19 protein-coding genes and 1 tRNA gene are annotated in these 23,864 nt (G+C 72.1%); 16 read left to right on the forward strand and 4 right to left on the reverse strand.

The features are described 5' to 3' along the window. Nucleotides 1-37: 37 nt before the first annotated feature. Nucleotides 38-1,093: a DUF808 domain-containing protein gene (locus tag ACFFGY_RS05845; RefSeq protein ID WP_377043492.1), complete on the reverse strand. Its 1,056-nt coding sequence runs from the start codon at nt 1,091-1,093 to the stop codon at nt 38-40. 376 nt (nt 1,094-1,469) lie between these two features. Here ACFFGY_RS05845 and ACFFGY_RS05850 point away from each other — a divergent pair, with 376 nt between their 5' ends. After that, on the forward strand, nt 1,470-1,700 hold the full coding sequence (locus ACFFGY_RS05850) for a MarR family transcriptional regulator (RefSeq protein ID WP_377043493.1): 231 nt from the start codon (nt 1,470-1,472) through the stop codon (nt 1,698-1,700). Between the two features lie 15 nt (nt 1,701-1,715). Here the strand turns inward: ACFFGY_RS05850 and ACFFGY_RS05855 are convergent, their stop codons facing one another. After that, on the reverse strand, nt 1,716-2,006 hold the full coding sequence (locus ACFFGY_RS05855; RefSeq protein ID WP_377043494.1) for a hypothetical protein: 291 nt from the start codon (nt 2,004-2,006) through the stop codon (nt 1,716-1,718). Between the two features lie 469 nt (nt 2,007-2,475). Here ACFFGY_RS05855 and ACFFGY_RS05860 point away from each other — a divergent pair, with 469 nt between their 5' ends. From ACFFGY_RS05860 to ACFFGY_RS05890, 7 genes are all read left to right on the forward strand, one after another. Then, nucleotides 2,476-3,204 carry an SAM-dependent methyltransferase gene (locus tag ACFFGY_RS05860; protein WP_377043495.1) on the forward strand — a complete coding sequence of 243 codons (729 nt, stop codon included), beginning with the start codon at nt 2,476-2,478 and terminating at the stop codon, nt 3,202-3,204. A 171-nt stretch (nt 3,205-3,375) separates the two neighbouring features. After that, nucleotides 3,376-4,038 (forward strand): aspartate/glutamate racemase family protein, encoded by a 663-nt coding sequence (locus ACFFGY_RS05865; RefSeq protein ID WP_377043496.1) that lies wholly within the window; start codon nt 3,376-3,378, stop codon nt 4,036-4,038. 517 nt (nt 4,039-4,555) lie between these two features. Then, nucleotides 4,556-5,020, forward strand: a complete 465-nt coding sequence (locus tag ACFFGY_RS05870; protein ID WP_377043497.1) for a hypothetical protein — start codon at nt 4,556-4,558, stop codon at nt 5,018-5,020. Between the two features lie 11 nt (nt 5,021-5,031). Then, on the forward strand, nt 5,032-5,889 hold the full coding sequence (locus ACFFGY_RS05875; protein WP_377043498.1) for an EF-hand domain-containing protein: 858 nt from the start codon (nt 5,032-5,034) through the stop codon (nt 5,887-5,889). Nucleotides 5,890-6,104: 215 nt separating this feature from the next. Next, the gene (locus tag ACFFGY_RS05880) at nt 6,105-8,141 is read left to right on the forward strand and encodes an NAD(+) synthase (RefSeq protein ID WP_377043499.1); all 2,037 of its coding nucleotides are present in this window, start codon (nt 6,105-6,107) and stop codon (nt 8,139-8,141) included. A gap of 79 nt (nt 8,142-8,220) precedes the next feature. Next, a complete protein-coding gene (locus ACFFGY_RS05885; protein WP_377043500.1) occupies nt 8,221-9,741 on the forward strand; it encodes a sensor histidine kinase in 1,521 nt (506 codons plus the stop codon). A gap of 54 nt (nt 9,742-9,795) precedes the next feature. Continuing rightward, nucleotides 9,796-10,161 (forward strand): response regulator, encoded by a 366-nt coding sequence (locus tag ACFFGY_RS05890; protein ID WP_377044024.1) that lies wholly within the window; start codon nt 9,796-9,798, stop codon nt 10,159-10,161. Between the two features lie 132 nt (nt 10,162-10,293). Here ACFFGY_RS05890 and ACFFGY_RS05895 read toward each other — a convergent pair. Further along, a tRNA-Val gene (locus ACFFGY_RS05895) sits at nt 10,294-10,368 on the reverse strand. A 127-nt stretch (nt 10,369-10,495) separates the two neighbouring features. Here ACFFGY_RS05895 and ACFFGY_RS05900 point away from each other — a divergent pair. Further along, nucleotides 10,496-11,305 (forward strand): DUF3108 domain-containing protein, encoded by an 810-nt coding sequence (locus tag ACFFGY_RS05900; protein ID WP_377043501.1) that lies wholly within the window; start codon nt 10,496-10,498, stop codon nt 11,303-11,305. Between the two features lie 170 nt (nt 11,306-11,475). Here the strand turns inward: ACFFGY_RS05900 and ACFFGY_RS05905 are convergent, their stop codons facing one another. Next, nucleotides 11,476-12,135, reverse strand: coding sequence for an HAD family hydrolase (locus ACFFGY_RS05905; RefSeq protein ID WP_377043502.1), 660 nt, complete (start codon nt 12,133-12,135; stop codon nt 11,476-11,478). Nucleotides 12,136-12,327: 192 nt separating this feature from the next. Here ACFFGY_RS05905 and glmU point away from each other — a divergent pair, with 192 nt between their 5' ends. The 7 genes from glmU to ACFFGY_RS05940 all read left to right on the forward strand — a co-directional run bounded on the left by glmU (nt 12,328) and on the right by ACFFGY_RS05940 (nt 23,787). After that, the gene (glmU, locus tag ACFFGY_RS05910; RefSeq protein WP_377043503.1) at nt 12,328-13,659 is read left to right on the forward strand and encodes a bifunctional UDP-N-acetylglucosamine diphosphorylase/glucosamine-1-phosphate N-acetyltransferase GlmU; all 1,332 of its coding nucleotides are present in this window, start codon (nt 12,328-12,330) and stop codon (nt 13,657-13,659) included. A gap of 4 nt (nt 13,660-13,663) precedes the next feature. After that, complete coding sequence (glmS, locus tag ACFFGY_RS05915; RefSeq protein WP_377043504.1) at nt 13,664-15,487, forward strand: glutamine--fructose-6-phosphate transaminase (isomerizing); 1,824 nt, start codon at nt 13,664-13,666, stop codon at nt 15,485-15,487. Between the two features lie 189 nt (nt 15,488-15,676). Continuing rightward, on the forward strand, nt 15,677-16,855 hold the full coding sequence (locus tag ACFFGY_RS05920) for an AbrB family transcriptional regulator (RefSeq protein WP_377043506.1): 1,179 nt from the start codon (nt 15,677-15,679) through the stop codon (nt 16,853-16,855). A gap of 139 nt (nt 16,856-16,994) precedes the next feature. Continuing rightward, on the forward strand, nt 16,995-18,395 hold the full coding sequence (gorA, locus tag ACFFGY_RS05925; RefSeq protein WP_377043507.1) for a glutathione-disulfide reductase: 1,401 nt from the start codon (nt 16,995-16,997) through the stop codon (nt 18,393-18,395). A 254-nt stretch (nt 18,396-18,649) separates the two neighbouring features. After that, complete coding sequence (locus ACFFGY_RS05930) at nt 18,650-20,032, forward strand: class II 3-deoxy-7-phosphoheptulonate synthase (protein WP_377043508.1); 1,383 nt, start codon at nt 18,650-18,652, stop codon at nt 20,030-20,032. 211 nt (nt 20,033-20,243) lie between these two features. After that, a complete protein-coding gene (locus tag ACFFGY_RS05935) occupies nt 20,244-21,377 on the forward strand; it encodes a beta/alpha barrel domain-containing protein (RefSeq protein ID WP_377044025.1) in 1,134 nt (377 codons plus the stop codon). 91 nt (nt 21,378-21,468) lie between these two features. Continuing rightward, nucleotides 21,469-23,787: a methyl-accepting chemotaxis protein gene (locus ACFFGY_RS05940; RefSeq protein WP_377043509.1), complete on the forward strand. Its 2,319-nt coding sequence runs from the start codon at nt 21,469-21,471 to the stop codon at nt 23,785-23,787. Nucleotides 23,788-23,864: the final 77 nt, after the last annotated feature.

Consider the following 23,864-nt stretch of genomic DNA (forward strand, 5'->3'; position numbering starts at 1 on the left):
CGCCTCCGGGCCGGGAACCCGGCGCCGCGTCGCTGCGTCAGGCCACCCGTCCGGTCGCCCGTCCGGCCGCGCGCCGGCCCCGTACCGCCCGTAGCACCGGCGCCACGAGGAACTGCACCACCGGGATCAGCACCGCGCCCAGCACCAGCCCGACCACGCCGGAACCCGCCGCCGTCACGAACCATTCCACCGCACCCGCCACCGCCGGCAGGGCGCCCGCCGCACCCACCGCCGCGTCGTGGATCACGTGCTCGGGCCCGGGCACCCCGTAGCCCGCCAGCGCGTGCACGATGATGCCGCCGCCCACCCACACCATCGCCGCCGTGCCGACAACCGCCAGGGCGCGCAGGAACCACGGCATCCCCACCACCAGCCCGCGCCCGACCGCCTGCGTCAGCGGCCGCACCGCGCGGTCGGCCCCGTTGGCGGTTCCCGTCCCGCGGAAGATGGCCGAGACCGGCCGCTCGCCCCGGGCCATCGCCACCCCGGCGTCGTCGGCCTTCACGATCAGCGCCACGGCGCCGTAAACCACCAGCGTGATGCCGATCCCCACGATCGCCAGCACCACCGCCTGTTCCCACAGCGGCACGCCGGGCAGGGTGCCCAGCGTGATCGCCATGATCTCGGCCGACAGGATGAAGTCGGTGCCGATGGCGCTGCGCACCTTGGCATCCTCCAGCGCCCGCGGGTTCTCCGGGGGTGCGAGCACCGCGGCCTCGTGCTGCCCGGCACCGTGCGGCGCCAGGGCGTGCCAGACCTTCTCGGCACCCTCGTAGCAAAGGTAGGCGCCGCCCAGCATCAGCAGCGGCGTGATCGCCCAGGGCGCCACGAGGCTCAGCACCAGCGCGCCGGGCAGAAGGAACAGCAGCTTGTTGCGCAGCGAGCCCAGCGCGATCCGCGCCACGATCGGCACCTCGCGCGCCGCCGAGAAGCCCACCACGTAGCGCGGCGTCACGGCGGCATCGTCGATCACCACGCCCGCCGCCTTGGCGCCGGCCTTGGTTGCCTGCGCCCCTACGTCGTCCAGCGACGCCGCCGCCACCTTGGCCAGGCCGGCGACGTCGTCCAGCAGCGCGATCAACCCTGTGCTCACCCGTGATCCTTTCCGACGTCGCGGCGATTATGGACGATCTGTAAGGCGGGGGCGACCTGGGGGTTTCCCGTCCCGCCTGTTCCGGGGGCGGGCGCGCTGCACGCCGGACGGCCGGCCCCGACATCGATCGCAGGATAAACGATCCCGGTGCGAGGCGCAGGCACCAGGTGGCGACATGCATCGGGCGGAAGCTAGGGAAACACTTGTGTTCGAGCTACAGCCTGAGATATAGGAATATGATCATAGACCTGGTTCCTGCCTGCGCCGCCGGCAGCCAGCTGCAGATCCTCCGGTAACGGATTTGTGAGTTTAATGCACCGCACATTGCATGCAGTAGCGCGACCCAACTCTTATCGCGGCTGCGAAGCTTTCCCCGATGACAGAAGAAGAAGCCAAGGGCTGCCAGGGCTCCCGATGGCAGCGGGCCGAGCAGGTGGTCGGCCTGTTGATGATCCAGTTCCAGGGGCATGATCTCCCGCTCAGCCTGGCGGAACTCGCCGAGCACACGGGGCTGAGCAAGAGTGCGCTGCTGCGTGCGCTTTCCCTGGCGGAGCAGCGGGGCGACCTCGTGCGCGTGGATGACTTCGCCTGGCGGCGCGGGGCCTGAGCCGCGAGGCAGGCACTAGATCGGCTCGGGCGATCCCAGGTCCTTCAGGGGGGAGCGCAGTTTGCTGCCGCGCAGCCTTCCCCACTCCTCCTGCCACAGCCCTTCATCGTCGAGCACCGCGATGGCATTCGGGTCCGGATTGCGGTCGAGGGCAAACAGGATCGCGCCCGGCATCACCGCGACGGCATTGCCGCACTCCTGCGGCCCGATGATCTCGGCCATGACCCGACCAGCTTCGCTGAACAGTATGAGGGTCACGCCATCCTTGAGGAGATCGCGCGTCGTCCGGAATTCCAGCCCAGCCATGCTCATCCAGAGTAACAGTTGGATTACCTGACGTTGTATCGGCTGTAATGTCGCGTCAACCGAGCTCGGCCGATTTAGTCGCATACCTCAGCGAGGAGGTTTGCTCCAGGCCCATGACTGGCGCAGGCCTGACCGTCGCCCCGGGACGCTACGCCCACAGCCCCGGTAGGCAGGTTCAGGCAGGCAAGGTCGGGTAGGCAGGGTCGGGCAGCCGCGCAGGAGCCGGTGCAGCTGGCCGGTTGATCAGCCTGCCAATAGGGAAAGGATAAAGGCTGCCGCAGCACCGGAAAGCCAAGGCGGCTCTGCCCGAACGCGGGCTGGCCGGGGATGAGGCACCGTGACGGTGCCGCGCCCTGCGGGGCAGGCGGGGTGCTGATGGGCGGTTGCCAGGGCTGCAACGCCGTCACGGGCTCGACGCGACGCCCGGCGTGCGGTGGAAGCTGAACCTCCGGAACAGGAGTCGCCCCGCATGTCGTCAACCGCCGCCGCGCAGAAGTTCGATCCGGCACGGGCCGGCGAGTACCAGGCCCAGAGCCGCATCGCTCTCGCGGGCTACGACGCGTGCCACGAGCTGAGCGCCTGCATGTTGTCGGCGACGCTCGGAGGCGAAGGTGCCGCCCATGTCCTGGTCGTGGGAGCGGGGGGTGGCGCGCAGGAGATCGTCGCGGCAAGCAGGCTCGCGCCGGAATGGCGCTTCACGGCCGTCGATCCGTCGCGGCCGATGATGGAGATCGCCGTGGCGGAGGTCGCCCGGCAGGGCCTGGCTGCGCGGACCGACTTCCACCTGGGCTACGTCGATGATCTTCCCGCCGACCGGCGGTTCAGCGCCGCAACCCTGATCGGGGTTCTTCATCACCAGCCGGGGCAGGAGGCCAAGCGCCAGCTCCTGAACGCGATCGCCAGCCGCCTCGCGCCGGGCGCCCCGCTCATCCTCGCGGGCAACCGCTACGCCTATGCCAGTCAGCCGCTGCTGCTGGCGGCATGGGGTGAGCGCTGGCGCATGCAGGGTGCGACGGCGGAGGAAGTGCGGGCCAGGCTCGGCAAGATCCTGGAAGGCGCCGACCCGCCCGCCTCGGAGGACGCCGTGGCCGAACTGCTGGCCGATGCGGGATTCGAGCCGCCCACCTGGTTCTTCTCGAGCCTGTTCTGGGGAGCGTGCCTGGCCCGGCGCATTGGTGACGATGCCCAGGGCGCCTGACCACCTCCCGGCCGTCATGGTCCGCCATCCCGCCGCGTCGCCGACATCGCCCTGGTGCTTGCCCCGCAGGCTGCCTCGAACGCGCGAAGTGCCGATCAGCCCGGCGCCGCGACCAGCCATCCCATGTGCCGGGTATAAGGCCGGGTACGACGGGCAGGTCCGTGAGGAAACATGAGCAACAGCCGAATCCTGGTTCTCAACCCCAACAGCGACCGGGGCTGCACCGAAACCATCCGCGCCTCGCTGCGCCCCTTCGCGCTGCCGGGCGGCCCGCGTCTCGAGGTGGAAACCCTCCACGACGGCCCGCCCGCGATCCGCACCTGGCGCGACTGGCACGCCGTGGCCGAGCCGCTGGCGCAACGCGTCGAGGCCGCGGAAGCGGAAGCGGAGCCGCCGGCCGCCTACGTGATCGCCTGCGTTTCCGACCCGGCGATCGACCTCCTGCGCTCGCTCACCCGGCGCCCGGTCTTCGGGGCGCTGCGCTCGGGCATCGCCGCGGCGGTGGCGCGCGCCGGGCGCTTCGGGCTGGTGGCCTTCGTGGAGGCCAGCGTGCAGCGGCAGGAACGCGTGCTCCAGGCGCTGGGCCTCGAGGCGCGCTCGGTCGGCAGCATCCCGCTCAACCTCGCCATGGCCGAGCTGCTGGACGAGGACGCGCCGCGCGCCCGGCTGGTGGAGGTGGCGCGCGAACTCCGCCGCCGCGGCGCCGAGAGCGTGGTGCTCGGCTGCGCCGGCATGGCCGGGCACCGCCGCTTCCTGGAGGAGGCGGTGGGCCTGCCGGTGATCGAACCCTGCCAGGCGGCGGCGGCGCAGGCGGTGCTGAGCTGCGCCGGCTGAACCGGCTGCCCTGACCGCGGCACGGTTCCCCGGCGCGTTTTTTCGGGACGCTCCCGAGGCCAGCGCACCGGAAGGTGCGCCGGGTCGTCGCCCCGCTGCCCGCCAGCAGCAGCGGACGCCGCCTCGCATGGTCCACCAGCCGGCGCGGGAGCAGCGTGCCGACCACGCCGATCACCCGATGGGTGCCGTGGCCAGCCGCGAGGCGGAGGCATCGCCGGCCGATCCGGGCCTCGCCACCGGAGCGCGCCGTCCCACGACGGCCCGCTTCCACGCGGGCCTGAGGGCCCAAGGCGGCCAACCCCGCGCCGAACCCGGCCGGAAGCGCCACGCCGCCGACCGCACCGCACCGGTCCGCGCGGGCGAAGCGGTCCCGTCGCCCTGATTTCACCACGGGAACGCCCTGGCGCTGCCCGGCGACGGCGGGAGCCTGCTGCCTGAACCATCCTTATCCCCCCCTCCGCGCGTTGGGAGGGGCGGTAAGGAAGTAAGATAGTAAGATGGTAAGGGAGTAAGGCGAATGCTTCACCTCCGCACCGCGCTGCGCCCCGGCTCGCGTCGGTGGCTGCTGCTCCTGGCGGCCCCCGTCCTCGGAACGCTGCTGCTGGGCACCGGACCGGCGGCGGCCTCGCCCTGGGACGAGGCGCAGAACCGGGAACGCGACAACTACAACCGCTACCTGGATGAGCAGAACCGCCGCCGCGCCGACGAGGACCGCTGGCGGGCCGAGCAGCAGCGGCGCGAGGTCGAGGCCGACCGCCAGCGCATCGAGGCCGATCGCCGGCGCGACGAGTGGCAGCGCCGCCAGGCCGAGGAACAGCGCCGGCAATGGGACGAGGCCCGCCGGCAGCAGGACGAGCAGCGGCGCCAGTGGGACGAGGCCCGGCGCCGCGACGAGGAAGCCCGCCGCCGCTGGGCGGAGGAGCAGCGCCGCCAAGCCGAGAGTGACTGGCGCTTCCGCGACACCCAGTGGCGATCCTGGTAGAGGCGGGCGGCATGCGGTTCCTGCGCTCCGGCCGGACCCTGATCGGCGAGCGACAGTGGCGCCTGTTCTGGACCGGGCGGAACTGGATCATGCGCGCCTGCGTCCTGCGGCTGACGCTGCGCGTCGTGGGCCGGGTCCGTCACTCTTCCTCACGCGCCGGCGGGGTTGCCGGTTACATGGGCGGGCCACCTCTGCGGGGTCGTGACTTCGAGGGAGGATTTGAGATGGCCCGCATGAACTTCCGCTCCGCCGCCGTGGCCGCCCTGCTGGGACTGGCCGTCCTGCCGACCGCCGGCACCGTCGCAGGGCACGCCCAGACGGCCGGCACGCCGGGGGCCGGCACCTCTGCGGCCGGCAGTCCGGCCGCCAGTGCGCAGCCAGGCGGCGCCCAGGCGAACGGTGCCCGGGCGACCGGGGCGCAGGCCACCGGCTCCGGCACCCCTGCGGCGGCCGGCGCGGGGAACACCGCGCCGCGCCGTCCGACCCGGCTCTTCGATCAGGCCGATGCCAACAAGGACGGCCTCGTCACCTGGGACGAGGCCTGGGCGCTGATCACCGCCCGCTTCAACGCCGCCGACAGTAACAAGGACGGCGCCGTGACCGAGGAGGAGCTGCGCGCCTACGTGCAGAGCCAAGCCCCGCGTCGCCGCGCCGGCGCCCCCGCCGCGACGGGCGGCCCCGACCGCCGCATGGACGGGCTGTTCCGCGCCGCCGACAGCAACCGCGACGGGCGCGTGACGCTGGCGGAGCTGCAGCCGGTGGGCGAGGCGATGTTCCGCATGTGGGACCGCAACGGCGACGGCGCGATCGCGCGGGACGAACTGCCGACCCGCCGCGCCCCGCGCGGGGCCGCGCCCGCCAGCCGCTGATCCGAGGGGCCGCCCCGCCGGATCGGCGTCCGGCGGGGGCCTCCGTGCTGAAGCGATCGGCCGGCAGCGCCGTTTAAGGAGCGGCGTGGCGCCGGCATCGGCGGGCTTGCGGGCCCCCGGCGCTGGCGCCAAGTCTCGGCGCAACCGCTTTCCACGGAGAACCCGCGCGTGGCCCATCGCTGTCCGACCTGCCGAGCCACCGCGGAGCGCGGGCGATGAGCTTCCGCTCCCTCTACCGGCACGGCTTCGTCCGCGTCGCCGCCTGCACCACCCGGACCACCCTGGCCGACCCGGCCCGCAATGCCGAGGCCATCCTCGCCGCCGCCCGCGACGCCGATGCGCAAGGAGCGGTGCTGGCGGTGTTTCCGGAACTCTCGCTCAGCGGCTACAGCATCGACGACCTGCTGCTGCAGGACGCGATGCTGGATGCGGTGGAAGCGGCGGTCGCCACCGTGCGCGACGCGTCCGCCACGCTGCGGCCGCTGATCCTGCTGGGCGCGCCGCTGCGGCACGCCGGGCGCCTCTACAACACCGCCGTGGCGATCCAGGGCGGGCAGGTGCTGGGCGTGGTGCCCAAGACCTACCTGCCGAATTACCGCGAGTTCTACGAGCACCGGCACTTCGCCTCCGGCCAGGGGCAGCACGGCACGATCACGCTGCTGGGCGCCGAGGTCCCCTTCGGCAATGACCTGCTGTTCCGGGCCGAGGACCTGCCCGGCCTCGTGGTGCATGCCGAGGTCTGCGAGGACCTCTGGGTGCCGGTGCCGCCCTCGGCCGACGCGGCGCTGGCCGGCGCCGTGGTGCTGGCCAACCTGTCGGCCTCCAACATCACGGTGGGCAAGGCCGACACCCGTGCGCTGCTGTGCCGGGCGCAGTCGGCGCGCTGCCTTGCCGCCTATATCTACGCCGCGGCCGGGGTGGGCGAATCCACCACCGACCTCGCCTGGGACGGCCAGGTCTCGATCTTCGAGAACGGCGCCGCGCTGGCGGAGTCCGAGCGCTTCCCGCGCGCGGCTCAGACGGTGCTGGCGGATATCGACCTCGACCTGCTGCGCCAGGAACGCGCCCGCCAGGGCACCTTCGACGACAACCGCCGCCGCCCGGGGCAGGGGAGCTTCCGCGAGCTCACCTTCCGCGCCAGCCCGCCCGACGCCGACCTCGGCCTCAAGCGCCAGGTCGAGCGCTTCCCCTTCGTGCCCGCCGACCCGGCGCGGCTGTCGCAGGACTGCTACGAGGCCTACAACATCCAGGTCTCCGGCCTGGTGCAGCGGCTGGAAGCGGCGCGCATCAAGCGGCTGGTGATCGGCGTGTCGGGCGGCCTCGACTCCACCCAGGCGCTGATCGTGGCGGCCCGCGCCTTCGACCTGCTGGGCCGGCCGCGTTCGGACATCGTCGCCTTCACCATGCCGGGCTTCGGCACCAGCAAGGGCACCAAGACCAACGCCCACGCGCTGATGGAGGCACTCGGCGTCACGGCGCACGAGCTCGACATCCGCCCGGCCGCCAAGCAGATGCTGACCGATCTCGGCCATCCCTTCGGGCGGGGCGAGCCGGTCTACGACATTACCTTCGAGAATGTTCAGGCGGGGCTTCGCACCGACTACCTGTTCCGCGCCGCCAACTTCCACGACGGCGTGGTGCTGGGCACCGGCGACCTGTCGGAGCTCGGGCTGGGCTGGTGCACCTACGGCGTGGGCGACCAGATGTCGCACTACAACGTCAATGCCGGCGTGCCCAAGACGCTGATTCAGCACCTGATGCGCTGGGTGATCGCGTCGGAACAGTTCTCGCCCGAGGTCGGCCGCACGATCCAGGCGATCCTGGACACCGAGATCTCGCCCGAGCTGGTGCCCGCCGGCGAGGACGAGGAGATCCAGAGCACCGAGGGCAAGATCGGACCCTACGCGCTGCAGGACTTCAACCTGTTCTATACGCTGCGCTACGGCTTCCGCCCCTCCAAGATCGCCTTCCTGGCCACCCATGCCTGGAGCGACGCCGCGGCCGGGCGCTGGCCGCCGGGCTTCCCGGAGGACCGGCGCCAGAGCTACGACCTCGCCGCGATCCGCCACTGGCTGGAAGTGTTCATCGGGCGCTTCTTCGGCTTCAGCCAGTTCAAGCGCTCTGCCCTGCCCAACGGGCCCAAGGTTGCGGCGGGCGGATCGCTGTCGCCGCGCGGCGACTGGCGCGCGCCGTCCGACGGCAACGCGGCCGCCTGGCTGGAGGAGCTGCGACGGAACGTTCCGGCGGAGTAGTACCGGAGCGTATGGCTGATCCTCTGGACGGGCCAACGGCCTTCCAGCCTCCCCGTGCTCGCGGTAAGGTGAGCACGGAATGACGATGCTTCCCGGGACAGAATCAACCGACGAGCTGTCGCTGCGGCGGCGGCAGCAGGAACTGGCTGCCCACTTCGCCACCTTTGCCCTGCGCGCCAGCGAGCTGCAGCCCACGCTGGACGAGCTGTGCCGCGTCGTGGCGGCCGGGCTGCGGACCGACCACGCCAAGGTGCTGGAATGGCAGCCCGCGACGGGCAGGCTGCTGGTGCGCGCGGGCGTCGGCTGGCGCCCTGGGGTGGTCGGGCACGCGACGCTGGGCGCCGACGACCTGAGCCCCGCCGGCTACGCCTTCCAGACCGGTCAGGCCGTGATCTCCGACCACCTGGAGGATGAAACGCGCTTCCGCACCCCCGCGCTGCTGGCCGAGCACGGCATCCACTCGGCGATCAACGTGCTGGTGGGCGACGAGGGCCGCCGCTTCGGCGTGCTGGAGGCCGACGCCTCCGAGCGCAAGCGCTTCACCCAGGTGGACAGCGACTTCCTCCAGGGCCTGGCCTCGACGCTGGGGCTGGTGGTGGAGCGGCTGCTGCAGACCCAGCGCCTGCGCGACAACGAGGCTTTCCTGGCCAGCGTGCTGAACGCGAGTCCCGACGTGATCAAGGTGATCGCGGGGGACGGCCGGGTGGAGATCATCGGCGCCGGGGCGGCCGAGAAGCTGGAAGCGGGCAGCACTGCCCTTCTCGTGGGTCGCCAATGGGAAGAGGCCTGGCCCGCGGAGGAAGCGGTCAAGGTCCGCGCCGCCGTGGCGGCGGGCGCCGCCGGGCAGTCCTCGCGCTTCGAGGCTTTCCGGATAACGCCGCTGGGCAACCCCCGCTGGTGGGACGTCCGCGTGGCGCCGATCCCGGGGGAGCCGCCGCGGCTGGTGGCGGTGCTGCGCGACATCACGGCGCTGCAGGACAACGTCCGGCAGAAGGACCTCCTGATGCTGGAGGTCCACCACCGGGTGAAGAACTCGCTCCAGCTGGTGCAGAACCTCCTCAGCCTCCAGGCGCGGGGTGCGGCCACCGCGGAAGCGGCGCAGCAGCTGACCGAGAGCGCCAACCGCGTCCTCACCATCGGCGCCATCCACGACCAGCTTTACCGCACCGGCGCGGCGCTGGAGGTGGACGTGCCGGGCTACCTCGCGGGCCTCATGGCGCATGTCCGTTCCGGCATGGCCTCGACGCTGGAGCGCGCGGTGGTGGTGGACTGCGACCCGCTGGTCTGGCCGGCCGCCGAAGTGACCACGCTCGGCCTGGTGGTGACGGAACTGCTGACCAATGCCCTGAAATACGGCGAGGGCGCCATCCGGATCACGGTGCGCGACCGCGACGGCGACCAGATCGAGCTCACCGTGGACGACGAGGGACCGGGCGTTCCGGCCGACTTCGACCCGGCCCGCAGCAAGGGCCTCGGCATGCGGCTGATCCGCGGCCTGTTGCGGGGCGGAACCATCGAGGCTGACCGGTCTGTTCCCCACACTCGCTTCATTGTGCACATCCCTCACCCCAGGCAGGGGATTGTGCCGCCAGTGGAGTGATGGCCTTAGTGTCGCCCGGACCAAGCACGGGCGCCAGGAGGCCGGTTGAGTACGATGTGCGACGTGCTGGTGGTCGATGACGACAGCCTTGTGCGCGAAACGCTCGTGGCCCTCCTGGAAGAGGAGGGCTGGAACGTGGTCGGCGTCGATGGCTACGACACGGCCCTGGCCGCGATCCGGCAGGACAACGGCTGCCGGCTGCTGGTGACGGATATCAACCTCGGGACGCCGGCGGATGGCTTCGAGGTCGCGGCCAGCATTCGCCGCCTGCGTCCCGACCTTCCGGTCCTCTACATCACGGGGCGCCCATGGGTGTTCTGGGGGCGGGAGTTCCATGAGCGCGAGCGCGCCCTGAGCAAGCCCTTCCGCGCCGATCAGCTGCTGCAGACCGTGGGCGAACTGATCACCGCCGAGCGCTGAACAGGCGCCCTCGCGGCGGCGGATGCCGTGGAGGGAGTGTGTCCCTTGAAGGCAAGGGACCACGCGAGACGGCTTGCCACCCGCCGGGCCGGTACGCGGGCATTGCAAGGATCTGTCAGTCTGGAAGGTCGGTGGTGGGTGCGACAGGGATTGAACCTGTGACACCTGCCGTGTGAAGGCAGTGCTCTACCGCTGAGCTACGCACCCGAACCGTGGGCGCTCAACTATCCCCGCCGCGCGGGGGTGTCAACGGGGGGTGGCGACAACACATGCCCGATATCCCCCGGAGGTTTGCTGAATGCCCTTGTGTCCCCGCTCCAGAGGTTCCGCCGTCGTGTCGCGAAGCGCTGTTGCGCCCGCGGCCTCGTTCCCGAGGGGGGCGCTGCTCGGTGGGGTGCTGCTGGGGCTTGCGGGTTTCGCCAGGGGCGCGGAGGCGGCCCCGATCCTGGCCACCTACGAGGTGCGGGCCGCGGGGATCACGGTGATGGAGATCGAGGCGCGGGTCGATCTCGACGCGCCGCCCGGCTACGCGGTGGAGGTGCGGGCGCGGATGCGCGGCGTCGCCTCGGTGTTCCGTTCCGGCGACATGACCACGCGGGTGCAGGGCGCCTGGTCCGGCAGCCGGCCGCAGCCGTCGCGCTACGCCGCGCAGGGGATGTGGGCCGGTGAGCAGCGTTCCACGGTGCTGGACTACGTCGGCGGCCAGCCCGCCATCCGGCAGCTGATCCCGCCCAACGACGAGGAGCGCGAATCCGTGCCGCCGGAGGCGCAGCGCAACACCGTGGACACGCTGACCGCCGTGGCGCAGCTGCTGCGCCAGGCGCAGGACAGCGGCCGCTGCGAGGGCCGCGCCAACCTGTTCGACGGCCGCCGCCTGACCGCGATGCAGGCGCGGACCGTGGGGTGGGAGATGCTGACCGACGCCAACTGGAAGGGCCGCAGCCTCCATTGCCGCTTCCAGGGCCAGCTGATCGGCGGCTTCCGCAAGGATGACGGGCCGGACGACCACAAGCCGCAGGAAGGCAATGCCTGGCTCGCGCAGCCGGTGGAGGGCGGGCCCTTCCTGCCGGTGCGCCTCGAGGCGCCGAGCCGCTGGTTCGGCGCCACCACGATCACGCTGGTGCGGGCGCGGCCGGCCTCCTGAGGGTCCGCGGCCGGGTGTGGGCCGTGCCGGCGGCCGGTGCGCGGTGGCTCCGCTCCGGGCCGGCAGGTGGCCCTCTACGCTGCCCGACAGGTGCCCGGTCGCGGTATCCCGCAGGCCAGACCGGTCGACCTTGACCGGAAGCCCTAGCTTGGCAGGCCTAGGCTGGGGGCTCAGCGCGGCGCGAGGCCGCGCAGGATCGCCGGCAACTCGGCGGGCGTTTGCGCCACCGGCGCGCCCTCGGCCATCTCGGGCGGGCCGTAGCCCCAGGCGGCGAAGACCGGCCGCACGCCGGCCGCCCTGGCCGAGCGCACGTCGTTGCTGTGGTCGCCCACCATCACCGCCCCGCCTGCGGCCTCGGGCGGCAGTTCCAGCATCGCCAGCGTGCCGATCAGGTGTCCGGGATCGGGCTTGCGCACGGCGAAGCTGTCGCCCCCCGCCACGGCGTCGAGCAGCGGCAGCAGCCCGCAACCCTCCAGCACGATCCGCGCGGCGCGAACCGGCTTGTTGGTGCACACCGCCAGGCGCCAGCCCTCGGCGCGCAGCGCCTCCAGCGCGTCGAGGACGCCGGGGAAGGGGCGGGTCTCGTCGCTGGCGTGGGCTTCGTAGTCGGCGACGAAGGAGCTCAGCAGCGCCTCCTCGAAGGGGCGGTCGCGGGCGGCGAGGGCCTGTTCCACCGTCACCTTCACGCCGTTGCCGATCATCCGGTGGACCTCGGGCAGGGTGAAGCCGGCCATGCCGTGTCGCTCCATCAGCCGGTTCAGGGCGCCGCGGATGTCGGGCGCGCTGTCCAGCAGCGTCCCGTCGAGGTCGAGGAGGCAGATCCGTTCCATGCCGGATGCCTAGAGCGGATCGGCCGGAGGCTCCATGCCCCGGGCACGGGATTTCGCGCGTCCGGAGCGAGGCCCGGATCTCCGGCGGGCCGCCCTGGCCTTCCCCGCGTCACGCCCGGCAATACGAGTTGAAGCGGACCGGTGCTGGTCATGCTGGACGGGGCGGGGAGGGCGGGCTAGGCCGAGGACACGATGCCTTCCGCCGCCATCCTCCTCGCCGCCGGCCTTGGAACGCGCATGCGTTCCCGCCTGCCCAAGGCCCTGCACCCCCTCGCCGGGCGCCCCATGCTGTCGCACCTCATCGCCGCCTGCGAGGACGCCTTCGACCACATCGTGGTGGTGGTGGGCCCCGGCATGCACGCGCTGGAGGAAGTGGCCGCCCCTTATCCTTCGGTGGTGCAGGAGGAACGGCTCGGCACCGCCCATGCCGCCTTGCAGGCCGCCACGGTGCTGGACGGCTTCGAGGGCGACGTGGCGGTGCTCTACGCCGACAACCCGCTGATCACGGCCGACACCATGCGCCGCCTGCGCGAGGAACGGCCCGAGGGCGCGCTGGCGCTGCTGGCGATGCGCCCGGCCGATCCCGCGCGCTATGGCCGTGTCCTGCCGCACGCCGATGGCGGCATCTCGCGCATCGTGGAATGGAAGGACGCCACCGAGGCCGAGCGGGCCGAAGGGTTGTGCAACGCGGGCGTCGTCTGCGCCGACGGGCGGGACCTGTTCCGCTGGCTGCGGCAGGTCGGCAACAGCAACGCCGCCGGGGAATACTACCTGGGCGACCTGGTGGAGATCAGCCGCGCCGATGGCCGCCGCGCGGTGTCGGTGGAGGCGAGCGAGGCCGAGTGCCGCGGCATCAACAGCCGCGCGGAGCTGGCCGAGGCCGAGGCCGCCGTGCAGACCCGGTTGCGCCGCGCGGCGCTGGAGAACGGCGCCACGCTGATCCGGCCCGAAAGCGTGACCCTCTCCTACGACACGGTGCTGGGCCAGGACGTGACGGTGGGGCCCGACGTGGTGTTCGGCCCCGGCGTCACGGTCGAGGACGAGGCCGAGATCCAGGCCTTCTCGCATCTCGAGGGCTGCACCGTCCGGCGCGGCGCCACGATCGGCCCCTTCGCGCGGCTGCGGCCCGGCGCGGTGATCGAGCCGCGCGCCCATGTCGGCAACTTCGTCGAGCTTAAGAACGCCGTGCTGGGCGAGGGCGCCAAGGCCGGGCACCTCAGCTACCTGGGCGATGCCACGGTGGGAGCCGGGGCCAATATCGGCGCCGGCACGATCACCGCGAACTACGACGGCAGGAACAAGCACCGCACCGAGATCGGGGCGGGGGCATTCATCGGCTCCGGCACGGTGATGGTCGCGCCCGTCCGCGTGGGCGCGGGCGCACTGGTGGCGGGCGGCAGCACAGTGACGAGCGAGGTGCCCGACGACGCGCTGGCGATCGCGCGCGGGCGGCAGGAAACCAAGCCGGGGCGCGGCATGCGGTCCAGGGCGCAGGCCAAGGGCCAGACCGGGGGGAAGCGGTAGAACCATGTGCGGGATCGTCGGCGTCGTCGGGACGCAGGAAGCCGCGCCGCGGCTGCTGGAAGCGCTGCGCCGGCTGGAATACCGGGGCTACGACAGCGCCGGCATCGCCACGCTGGTGGACGGCCACATCGAGCGCCGCCGCGCCGAGGGCAAGCTGAACAACCTCGCCACGGTGCTGGACCGGGAGCCGCTGGACGGCACCACCGGCATCGGCCACACGCGCTGGGCCACGCACGGTGCGCCCACGGAGCGCAACGCCCACCCGCACGGCACGGCGCGGGTGTCGGTGGTCCATAACGGCATCATCGAGAACCATGCCGAGCTGCGGGCCGAGCTCGAGGCCGGCGGCGCGGTGTTCGAGACCGAGACCGACACCGAAACCTTCGCGCGGCTGCTGGACCGCAACCTGGCCGAAGGCATGGAGCCGGAGGCCGCCTTCGCCGCGGCGCTGCGCCGGGTGCACGGCGCCTTCGCGCTGGCCGCCGTCTTCGCCGGCCACCCGCGCAAGCTGCTGGCCGCGCGCCAGGGGGCGCCGCTGGCGGTGGGCTTCGGTGAGGGCGAGATGTTCATCGGCTCCGACGCGCTGGCGCTGGCGCCGCTGACCCGCCGCATTGCCTACCTCAACGAGGGCGACTGGACCGTGCTGACCGACACGGGCGCGCAGTTCTTCGACGCGGCGGACCGGCCGGCGGAGCGCCCGGTCCGCGTCACCGCCTTTTCCGGCGCGGTGGTGGGCAAGGGCAACTACCGCCACTTCATGGAAAAGGAGCTGCACGAGCACCCGATCGCGATCGGCGACACGCTGCAGCAGTATATCGACGCCGGCACGCGCGTGGTCGGGCGGCCGCCGCTGCCCTTCGATCCCGCGACGCTGCCGCGGCTGACGCTGAGTGCCTGCGGCTCCGCCTTCCTGGTGGCGCAGGTCGCGCGCTACTGGATGGAAGCGCTGGCGCGGCTGCCCACGGATTGCGACGTGGCCTCGGAGCTGCGCTACCGCGATCCGCCGCTGACCCCGGGTGGGGCGGCGATGCTGATCAGCCAGTCGGGCGAGACGGCCGACAACCTCGCCGCGCTGGCCATGCTGCGCGCCGGCGGGCAGTCCACCGTGTCGCTGGTCAACGTGCCGGAATCGAGCATGGCGCGGCAGTCCGACGCGGCGCTGCTGACCGTGGCGGGGCCGGAGATCAGCGTGGCCTCCACCAAGGCCTTTACCGCGCAGCTCTCGGTGATGGCGTGCCTGGCGATCAACTTCGCCCGCGCGCGCGGCACGATCGACGAGGCCGAGGAAGCGCGGCTGACCGCGGCGCTGCTGGAAGTGCCCGAGCACGCGGCGCGGCTGATGGAGCGCGGAGGCGAGATCGAGTCCGTGGCGGCCGAGGTGGCAGGGGCGCGCGACGTCCTCTACCTCGCACGCGGGTCGCTGTTCCCGATCGCCATGGAGGGCGCGCTCAAGCTCAAGGAGCTGAGCTACATCCACGCCGAGGGCTACGCCGCCGGCGAGATGAAGCACGGGCCGATCGCGCTGATCGACCCCTCGGTGCCGGTGATCGCGCTGTGCCCGTCCGGGCCGCTGTTCGAGAAGACGGCCTCCAACCTCCAGGAAGCGGCGGCGCGCGGCGGGCGGATCATCGCCTTCACCGACGCCGCCGGCGCGCCCGCGCTGCGCCGCTTCGCCGAGCGGGTGGTGGAGTTGCCGACCGTGGACCCCTTCGTGGCACCGATCCTCCACGCGATCCCGGTGCAGATGCTGGCCTATCACGTGGCAGTGCTGAAGGGCACCGACGTGGACCAGCCGCGCAACCTCGCCAAAGCCGTGACCGTGGAGTGATGCGGCCCCGCGCCGGCAGGGGTTCCGCCGGAGGGTATTGCGCGGGAGAACGGCGGGGCCCTGAGCCGCGACGGTGACCGGCGGCGGTGCGATGCCGCCCGTCCGGGAGCCCGGTCACGGCGGGGCGACCAGCGTCGCGGGGGCACGGTGCCCCGGCCGGCAGCGTAGCGATCGAGAGGAGGCCGGCGGTTGAGCGAAACACCGGGTGCGACCAAGCCGGCCGAGGCGGCCACCGCCGAAACCAACCCCGCGGACGCGCTCCATCCCGCCAGCCTGCCGAAGACCTCCCGGGGCTGGATGGCGCGCCAGCCGGCGCCCTTGCAGTGGGGGCTGCTGCTGCTCGGCTCGGCCGCGCTGGGCGGCCTGCTGTTCCGGGCCGGGCTGCCGGCCGCCCTGCTGCTCGGGCCGATGGTGGTGGGCATCGTGGCGGGCGTGAACGGCGCCACGGTGCGGGTGCCGAAGCTGCCCTACGCCGCGGGCCAAGGCATCATCGGCTGCCTGATCGCGAGCTCGATCACCGCCGGCATCCTCCACACCTTTCTCGGCGCCTGGCCGGTTTTCCTCGGCGTGGTGCTCTCGACCCTGGTGGCCAGCAGCGTGCTGGGCTGGCTGATGAGCCGCTGGCAGGTGCTGCCCGGCACCACCGCCGTCTGGGGTTCCTCGCCGGGCGCGGCCACGGCGATGATGCTGATGGCCGAGGCCTTCGGCGCCGACGCCCGGCTGGTGGCCTTCATGCAGTACCTGCGCGTGGTCTTCGTGGCGCTGGCGGCCTCGATCCTGGCGCGGCTCTGGGTCGATACCTCGGGCGCGCATGCCGAGGCGGTCCACTGGTTCCCGCCGATCCTGCCGGTCCCCTTCGCCGAAACGCTGGCGCTGGCCTTCGGCGGCGCCTGGCTCGGGCAAAGGCTGCGCCTCCCGGCCGGGTCGCTGCTGCTGCCGATGGTGCTGGGGGCCGCGCTGCACATCGCGGGCCTGATCCGCTTCGAACTGCCGGAATGGCTGCTGGCGATGAGCTACGCGGTGCTGGGCTGGCGCATCGGGCTGGGCTTCACCCGCGCGGTGCTGGTCCATGCCTCCCGCGCCCTGCCGCGCATCGTGCTGTCGATCCTGGTGCTGATCGGCTTCTGCGGGGCGCTGGCCTGGGGCCTCCATCACTGGATGGGGATCGATCCGCTGACCGCCTACCTCGCCACCAGCCCGGGCGGCATCGACTCGGTCGCGATCATCGCCGCCACCTCGGGCAACGTGGACCTGCCCTTCGTGATGGCGCTGCAGACCGTGCGGCTGTTCATCGTCATGGCGGCCGGCCCCAGCCTGGCGCGGATGATCGCGCGGCATGGCCGCCGCGACGTGCCCGCCGCCGGCTGAGCGGCGGCCGGGCCGGAGGGAGCCGGGGCAGCGGCCTGGGGCTACGGGAAGTCCGGCCTGCCGCGCGGCGGCGGGGCTTGCCGGAAGCGCCGGGAGGCCCGACCTAGGGCTGCGAAACGCATCGCTGCCGGGGACCCGCATGGCCGACTACGACTTCGACCTTTTCGTGATCGGTGGCGGCAGCGCCGGCGTCCGCTGCGCGCGCATCTCCGCGGGTCATGGCGCGAAGGTGGGCATCGCCGAGGAACGCTTCTGGGGCGGCACCTGCGTCAATGTCGGCTGCGTGCCCAAGAAGATCATGGTGCAGGCGGCGGAATACGGCGGCTGGGCCGACGACGCCCCGGCCTTCGGCTGGGACATCGAGAAGCGCGGCCACGACTGGAACGTGCTGCGCCAGGCGCGCGACGGGGAGGTGGCGCGGCTGTCGGGCATCTACCGCCGGCTGCTGGAGGGCGCCGGCGTCACCGTCTTCGAGGCGCGCGCGACCTTTATCGACGCCCATACGCTGGATGTCGGCGGGCAGCGGGTGACGGCCGCGAACATCGTGATCGCGGTGGGTGGCAAGCCGGTGCGGCCCGACATCCCGGGCGTCGACTGCGGCATGATCTCGGACGACCTGTTCACGCTGGAAAAGCGGCCCGAGCGCATCGTGGTGGTGGGCGGCGGCTATATCGGCGTCGAGTTCGCCTGCCTGCTGCACGCGCTGGGCTCCGAGGTCACGCTGGTGTACCGCCAGAAGCTCCCGCTGCGCGGCTTCGACCTGGAGTTGCGCGAAGGCCTGGCCGAGGCGCTCACCGCGCAGGGCATCCTGCTGCACCCGGGCGAGGACCTGGAAAGCCTGGGCTCCGCCGGCGAGGACGGGCGGGTGGTGACGCTCAAGTCCGGGCAGATCCTGGAAACCGAGGCGGTGATGCTGGCGCTCGGCCGGGTGCCGCACACCGAGGGGCTGGGGCTGGAAAAGGCCGGCATCGAGGTGGACAGGAAGGGCGCCGTCCTGGTGGATGAGGATCAGGCCACCAGCCAGAAGCACGTCTTCGCCATCGGCGACGTGACCGACCGGGTGAACCTGACGCCCATGGCCACCAACCTGGGTCATGCCCTGGCTGACACGCTGTTCGGAAACAAGCCGCGCCACGCCTCCTACGAGAACGTGCCCAAGGCGGTGTTCTCCTCGCCGCCGATCGGCAGCGTCGGCATGACCGAGGACGAGGCCGACGCCCGTGGCAAGCCGGCCGAGGTCTTCGTCAACCGCTTCACGCCGATGCGCCACGCGATCACCAAGCGCGACGGCCGGCGCTCGGTGATGAAGGTCATCGTGGACTGCGAGACCCGGGTGATCCTGGGCATGCACATGCTGGGCGAGGACGCGCCCGAGATGATGCAGGGCTTCGCGGTGGCGGTGGTGAACGGGCTGACCAAGGAACAGCTCGACCGCACCATCGGCATCCACCCCACCGCGGCCGAGGAATTCGTCACCCTCCGCTCCCCGGCCCGCCGCGTCGGCGACCCGCAGGCGGCGGAGGAGGACGAGGCGGCCTGAGCCGCAAGGCGCCCGCCGCGTCAGGGTGGGCGCGCGACGGCGGCCGGGACCGGTGGCGTGGCGGGGGTGCAATCTCTGCCGGTCAGCCCATATCGTCCCGGTAGGGGTGCCGTCCGCGAGGCTCTGAATTGCCACCTTTCGCCGGGCCGCCCTGCGACCAGGGCTGACCTGCCCGGCGAAGCTCGTATCGGGGTTTTCCCCGCCCAGCTTCCCCCGCTATGGTCCCCGACCTTTTCCACGGACGCGCCAATCAAATGAGCAGCAAGACCTGGCGCCCCGGATCCTGGCGTGAAATGCCGATCCGGCAGGTGCCCGACTACCCTGACCAAGCGGCCCTCCAGTCGATGGAGGAACGCCTCGCCTCGTTTCCCCCGCTCGTCTTCGCGGGCGAGGCGGACCGCCTGACCGCGCGCCTCGCGGATGCGGCCGAGGGCCGCGCCTTCGTTCTCCAGGGTGGTGACTGCGCTGAGTCCTTCGGCGACTTCCGGGCCGATACCATCCGCGACACCTTCAAGGTGCTGCTGCAGATGGCGGTGGTGCTGACCTTCGGCGCCTCGCTGCCGGTGGTGAAGCTGGGCCGCATGGCCGGCCAGTTCGCCAAGCCGCGCTCCTCCGACGTGGAGAAGCGGGGCGAGGAGGTTCTGCCTTCCTATCGCGGCGACATCGTCAACGGGCCGGAATTCACCGCGGCCGCCCGCGTGCCCGACCCGTCGCGCATGGAATTCGCCTACCTGCAGTCCGCGGCGACGCTGAACCTCCTGCGCGCCTTCGCGACCGGCGGCTTCGCCGATCTCCATGAGGTGCATCGCTGGAACCAGGGCTTCGTGGCGCGCTCGCCGCTGGCGGAACGCTACCAGGACTTGGCGGCGCGCATCGACGAGACGCTGCGCTTCATGGCCGCCTGCGGCATGTCGGAAGCGCCGCAGGTGCGCGAAACCGAGTTCTACACCTCGCACGAGGCGCTGCTGCTGGGCTACGAGCAGGCGCTGACGCGCGAACCGTCCACGCATCGCGGCCGGCACTACGCCTGTTCCGCGCACTTCCTGTGGATCGGCGACCGCACGCGCCAGCCCGACGGCGGTCATGTCGAGTTCCTGAGCGGCGTGGCGAACCCGATCGGCCTCAAGGTCGGGCCGACCACCAGCATCGACGACCTGCTGCGCCTGACCGAGCGGCTGAACCCCGGCAACAAGGCCGGGCGCCTGACGCTGATCACCCGCATGGGCGCGGGCAAGGTCGAGACGCTGCTGCCGCCGCTGCTGCGCGCGATCAAGGCCGAGGGGCGCAAGGTCACCTGGATCACCGACCCGATGCACGGCAACACCGTGCCGGCCGGCTCCTACAAGACGCGCTCCTTCGACGCGATCCTGCGCGAGGTCCGCTCCTTCTTCGACGTGCACCAGGCCGAGGGCACCTGGCCCGGCGGCGTCCATGTCGAGATGACGGGCAGCGACGTGACGGAGTGCCTGGGCGGCGCTCACCGGCTGACGGAAGCGGACCTGAGCCGCTCCTACGCCACGGCCTGCGACCCGCGCCTCAACGCGGAGCAGTCGCTGGAGCTCGCCTTCCTGGTGGCGGAGGAGCTGAAGGCCCGCCGCCCCAACGCGCCCGCCCTGCCGATGCAGGCGGCGCAGTAGCGAACGGTCCGGCCGGGCCTTCCCGGCTTGGCCAGCGCGGCGCCCTTGCCGGGCGCCGCCGCGAGCGGAGCGCGGGGCAGGGGTCCCGCTTCCGGTCTGGCTGGGCGGGCGGGACCGTGCCGTGATCCCGCTGTTGAAGCGGAACGCAAGGAGCATCAGAGCGGTGACGGACGAAGCAGCTGCGCCGACCGACCCAAGGACCGGCGCCTGGATCCGGCGGGGCGTGGTGCAGGCCACGCCGGAAGCGGAGATCACGGCCCGCACCGACAGCTACTTCAACCGCACCAAGGCCGTGGTGGCGGCGCATGGCGACTGCCGCGTCACCTACGCGGTGTTTCTGCGCCGGCCGGTGATCTCGGCGCCCTGCCTCGCGGTGGACTGGCTCACGGCGGTGGCGGCGCAGCGCAACACGCAGTTCGAGATCGACGTCCTGCACCCTGAAGGGGACTGGGTCGGCGCGGGCGACCCGATCCTCAATATCTCCGGCTCCTTCGTGGCACTGGCCGACCTTGAAACCCTGCTGCTGCAGAAGCTCGGTGCCGCCTGCGTGGCAGCGCAGAACGCCTATCAGGCCTGCCTGGAACTGCCCAAGGTGGCCTTCCTGGCCATGGAGGCCCGCCATTGCGCCGGCGCCGAGATGCAGGAGATGATGGCCTATGCCGCCTCCGTCGGCTCGCGCGCCGCGCAGCGCGAAGGGGCGGTGGGCTTCATCGGCAATTCCAACGACGCCACCGCGCACTGGTTCGGACAGGCGAAGGGGCGCGGCACCATGCCGCACGCGCTGATCGGCTACGCCGGCTCGACGCTGCGCGCGGCCGAGATGTTCCGCGAAACCTATCCCGACGACGACCTGACGGTTCTCACCGACTATTTCGGGCGCGAGGTGACGGACGGGCTGGAGGTGTGCCGGCGCTTTCCCGACCTCGCGGCGGCCGGGCGCATCGCGGTGCGGCTGGACACGCATGGCGGCCGCTACCTCGAAGGCCTCGACCCGGCGCAATCCTACGCGGTGCTGGAAATGCACGTCCCCGGCGCGCTGCGCCGCTACCGCACCGAGGCGGAGCTGCGCACCCTGGTCGGCACCGGCGTGTCGGCGGCTGCGGTGTGGCGGATGCGCGACGCGCTGGACGAGGCCGGTTTTCCGCGCGTGCGGATCATCGCCTCCTCCGGCTTCTCGGTCGCCAAGTGCCGCGTCATGGCGGAAGCGCGGGCGCCCGTGGACGTGGTGGGCACGGGCTCCTTCATCCCCGACCTGTGGACCGAAACCTACGCCACGGCCGATATCGTGGCCTATGACGGCGTGCCGCGCGTGAAGGTCGGGCGGGAGTTCCTGCTGCGCGGCTGAGGGCCCGCATCCTTATCTTTCGCGACGTTCACCCGGGCTTCACCTCTTCCCCCGATCCTTTCGCGAAACTGCGTGGGGAAGAGTTGTCGCGATGCGGATGTTCCGGAACCTGTCCGTCGGTCGGAAGCTGGCTGTTTCGGCCGCTCTCGCCGCCCTGCTGATCGCAGCACTGGTGCTGCTGGTGCGGCGCGAGGTGCAGCTCATCGTGGGTGAGGAAGCGGTGCTCACCCGCACCATGGACCTCACGCGCCGCCTGGGCGGCCTGTCGGCCAGCACCGCCGAAACCCCCATGGTGGCGCGCGACATCGCGGCGGCGCAGAGCACCGGTGCCGTCGCCACCGGGCAGAACCGTGCCGAACTCGCCCTGCGCAACGGTGCCGAGATCGCCACGGCCATGGCCGAGGAAGCCCCGGCCGGCCTGCGCGAGGATTTCGCCGCCCTGCCGGCGCTGCTGACGGATTACGCGGCGGGGATCGCGCAGCTGGCCGACGAGCGCACCAAGCTGCTCCGTGCCCGCGACGAACGCTTCTACGCCGCCAGCGCGGAATTCGATCAGGCGCTGGAGATCATCCTGGGCTCGGTGGAGTTCGAGACGCAGAGCAACTCCGCGGCGACCGAGCTTCGTGACCGGTTGCTGGGCTTCCAGTCGGCGATCAACGATGTCCGCTTCGGCCTCCAGCGCTTCCTGGCCACCGGCGATGCCGACCAGGTACGCCGCGTCCGTCGCGCCGTGGCGCTGCAGCGCGTCCAGCTGCGCGAAGGGCTGAACGTGCCGATGTCGGACCGTATTAAGAACGACATCGAGGCGGCGGGCAAGATGGCCACCACCATGATCGACGGCGCGGTGGAGGTGCTGCGCGCCGGCGAAGCGATCACGGCGCTCGACGCCAATGCGCTGAGCACCGCCCGCACCAAGCTGATGGAAACCACCGACCGCCTGTCGCGGGTCCTCGCGGGCAACGTGGCCGAGGCGGACAGCCGGGTGTCCGAGGCGACGCGGCGGTTGCAGATGCTGCTGCTGGTGATCGGCGGCGTGGCGGTGCTGCTGCTGGTGGTGTCGAGCTGGCTCACCGCGCGCACTATCAGCCTGCCGCTGCGCCGGCTGGCGGCCAGCGTCGCCGCGATCGCCGAGGGCAACGCAGGTGAGGTGGTACGCGACACCGAGCGTCGCGACGAGATCGGCACCATCGCGCAGGCGCTGGAACGCCTGCGCGGCGTGGTCGGGCGGGCCTTCGCGCAGGGCCAGATGATCGAGCAGCTGCCGCTGGGCATCATGACGGCCGATCCGCGCGACGAGTTCCGCATCACCTACCTCAATGCGGAGATGCAGGACATCCTCGGGCGCGTGGCCGGCAGCCTGCCCTGCGCGCCGGGAGAGGTGATCGGCCAGAGCTTCGATATGTTCCACGCCCATCCCGAGCGGCAGCGCGAGCTGCTGTCGGACCCGTCGCGCCTGCCCTTCCGCACGCGGATGAACCTCGGCGGGGAGGTGATGGAGCTGCGCGCCACCGCGATCACCGACGGCGCGGGGCACTACGTGGGCCCCATGGTGACCTGGGGGCTCGTCACGGAGCAGGTGCGCCTGGCCGACACCTTCGAGGCCGAGGTCGGGCAGTTGGTTGAAGGCGTGGCCGACCGTGCCATGGAGCTGCGCCGCGCGGCCGGTGAGGTGTCCACCGCCGCCGCCGGCTCGGGCCAGCAGGCGCGGCAGGTGGCCCAGGTGTCGCAGCAGGCGAGCGCCGACGTTCAGGCGGTGGCGGCCGCGGCCGAGGAAATGGCGGTCAGCGTCGCCGAGATCACCGAGCGCGTCAGCGAGGCCGCCGCCGTCGCGGGGCGCGCGGTGCAGGAGGTCCAGTCCACCGACGCCACGGTGCGCAGCCTGAGCGAGAGTGCTTCTCGCATCGGCGACGTGGTGCGCATGATCAGTGACATCGCGGGACAAACGAACCTGCTGGCGCTCAACGCCACGATCGAAGCCGCGCGGGCCGGCGAGGCGGGCAAGGGCTTCGCGGTGGTGGCGTCGGAGGTGAAGAGCCTCGCCTCCCAGACGGCGCGTGCCACCGAGGAGATCGCGGCGCAGATCCAGCAGATGCAGGGCGCCACCGCGGCCGCGGTGACGGCCATTCACGGCATCGGCGCCACGGTGGAGCGCACCAGCGAGATCGCCACCGCCATTGCCGCGGCGGTGGAGGAACAGGGCAGCACCACCCGCGAGATCGCGCGGTCCGCGGCCGAGGTGGCGCGCGGCACCGACGTGGTGACGCAGTCCATCGGCGAGGTGCGGCAGGCGGCCGAGGACACCGGCGCCGCCGCGGCCGAGATGCTGGGCGCGAGCGGCGACCTGTCGGACCGCGCCGGGGCGCTGCAGCAGAAGTCGGCGGCCTTTCTTCAGGCCGTGCGCGCGGCCTGAGGAGACGGCCGGGGCGGCAGGGTGGCCGCCCCGGCCTTGGACGTCCCGGCGCCGGAAAACCCGGCTCCGGACACCCG

The sequence above is a fragment of the Roseomonas elaeocarpi genome (assembly GCF_042433915.1).
In the GTDB taxonomy this organism is placed as follows: Bacteria; Pseudomonadota; Alphaproteobacteria; order Acetobacterales; family Acetobacteraceae; genus Roseomonas; species Roseomonas elaeocarpi.

Excerpts from the sequence above, each read along its gene's own strand:
- ACFFGY_RS05850 (WP_377043493.1), top strand. The coding sequence starts at position 1,470 with ATGACAGAAGAAGAAGCCAAGGGCTGCCAGGGCTCCCGATGGCAGCGG.
- ACFFGY_RS05855 (WP_377043494.1), bottom strand. The coding sequence starts at position 2,006 with ATGGCTGGGCTGGAATTCCGGACGACGCGCGATCTCCTCAAGGATGGC.
- ACFFGY_RS05860 (WP_377043495.1), top strand. The coding sequence starts at position 2,476 with ATGTCGTCAACCGCCGCCGCGCAGAAGTTCGATCCGGCACGGGCCGGC.
- ACFFGY_RS05865 (WP_377043496.1), top strand. The coding sequence starts at position 3,376 with ATGAGCAACAGCCGAATCCTGGTTCTCAACCCCAACAGCGACCGGGGC.
- ACFFGY_RS05870 (WP_377043497.1), top strand. The coding sequence starts at position 4,556 with ATGCTTCACCTCCGCACCGCGCTGCGCCCCGGCTCGCGTCGGTGGCTG.
- ACFFGY_RS05875 (WP_377043498.1), top strand. The coding sequence starts at position 5,032 with ATGCGGTTCCTGCGCTCCGGCCGGACCCTGATCGGCGAGCGACAGTGG.
- ACFFGY_RS05880 (WP_377043499.1), top strand. The coding sequence starts at position 6,105 with ATGAGCTTCCGCTCCCTCTACCGGCACGGCTTCGTCCGCGTCGCCGCC.
- ACFFGY_RS05885 (WP_377043500.1), top strand. The coding sequence starts at position 8,221 with ATGACGATGCTTCCCGGGACAGAATCAACCGACGAGCTGTCGCTGCGG.
- ACFFGY_RS05890 (WP_377044024.1), top strand. The coding sequence starts at position 9,796 with ATGTGCGACGTGCTGGTGGTCGATGACGACAGCCTTGTGCGCGAAACG.
- ACFFGY_RS05905 (WP_377043502.1), bottom strand. The coding sequence starts at position 12,135 with ATGGAACGGATCTGCCTCCTCGACCTCGACGGGACGCTGCTGGACAGC.
- glmU (WP_377043503.1), top strand. The coding sequence starts at position 12,328 with ATGCCTTCCGCCGCCATCCTCCTCGCCGCCGGCCTTGGAACGCGCATG.
- glmS (WP_377043504.1), top strand. The coding sequence starts at position 13,664 with ATGTGCGGGATCGTCGGCGTCGTCGGGACGCAGGAAGCCGCGCCGCGG.
- gorA (WP_377043507.1), top strand. The coding sequence starts at position 16,995 with ATGGCCGACTACGACTTCGACCTTTTCGTGATCGGTGGCGGCAGCGCC.
- ACFFGY_RS05930 (WP_377043508.1), top strand. The coding sequence starts at position 18,650 with ATGAGCAGCAAGACCTGGCGCCCCGGATCCTGGCGTGAAATGCCGATC.
- ACFFGY_RS05940 (WP_377043509.1), top strand. The coding sequence starts at position 21,469 with ATGCGGATGTTCCGGAACCTGTCCGTCGGTCGGAAGCTGGCTGTTTCG.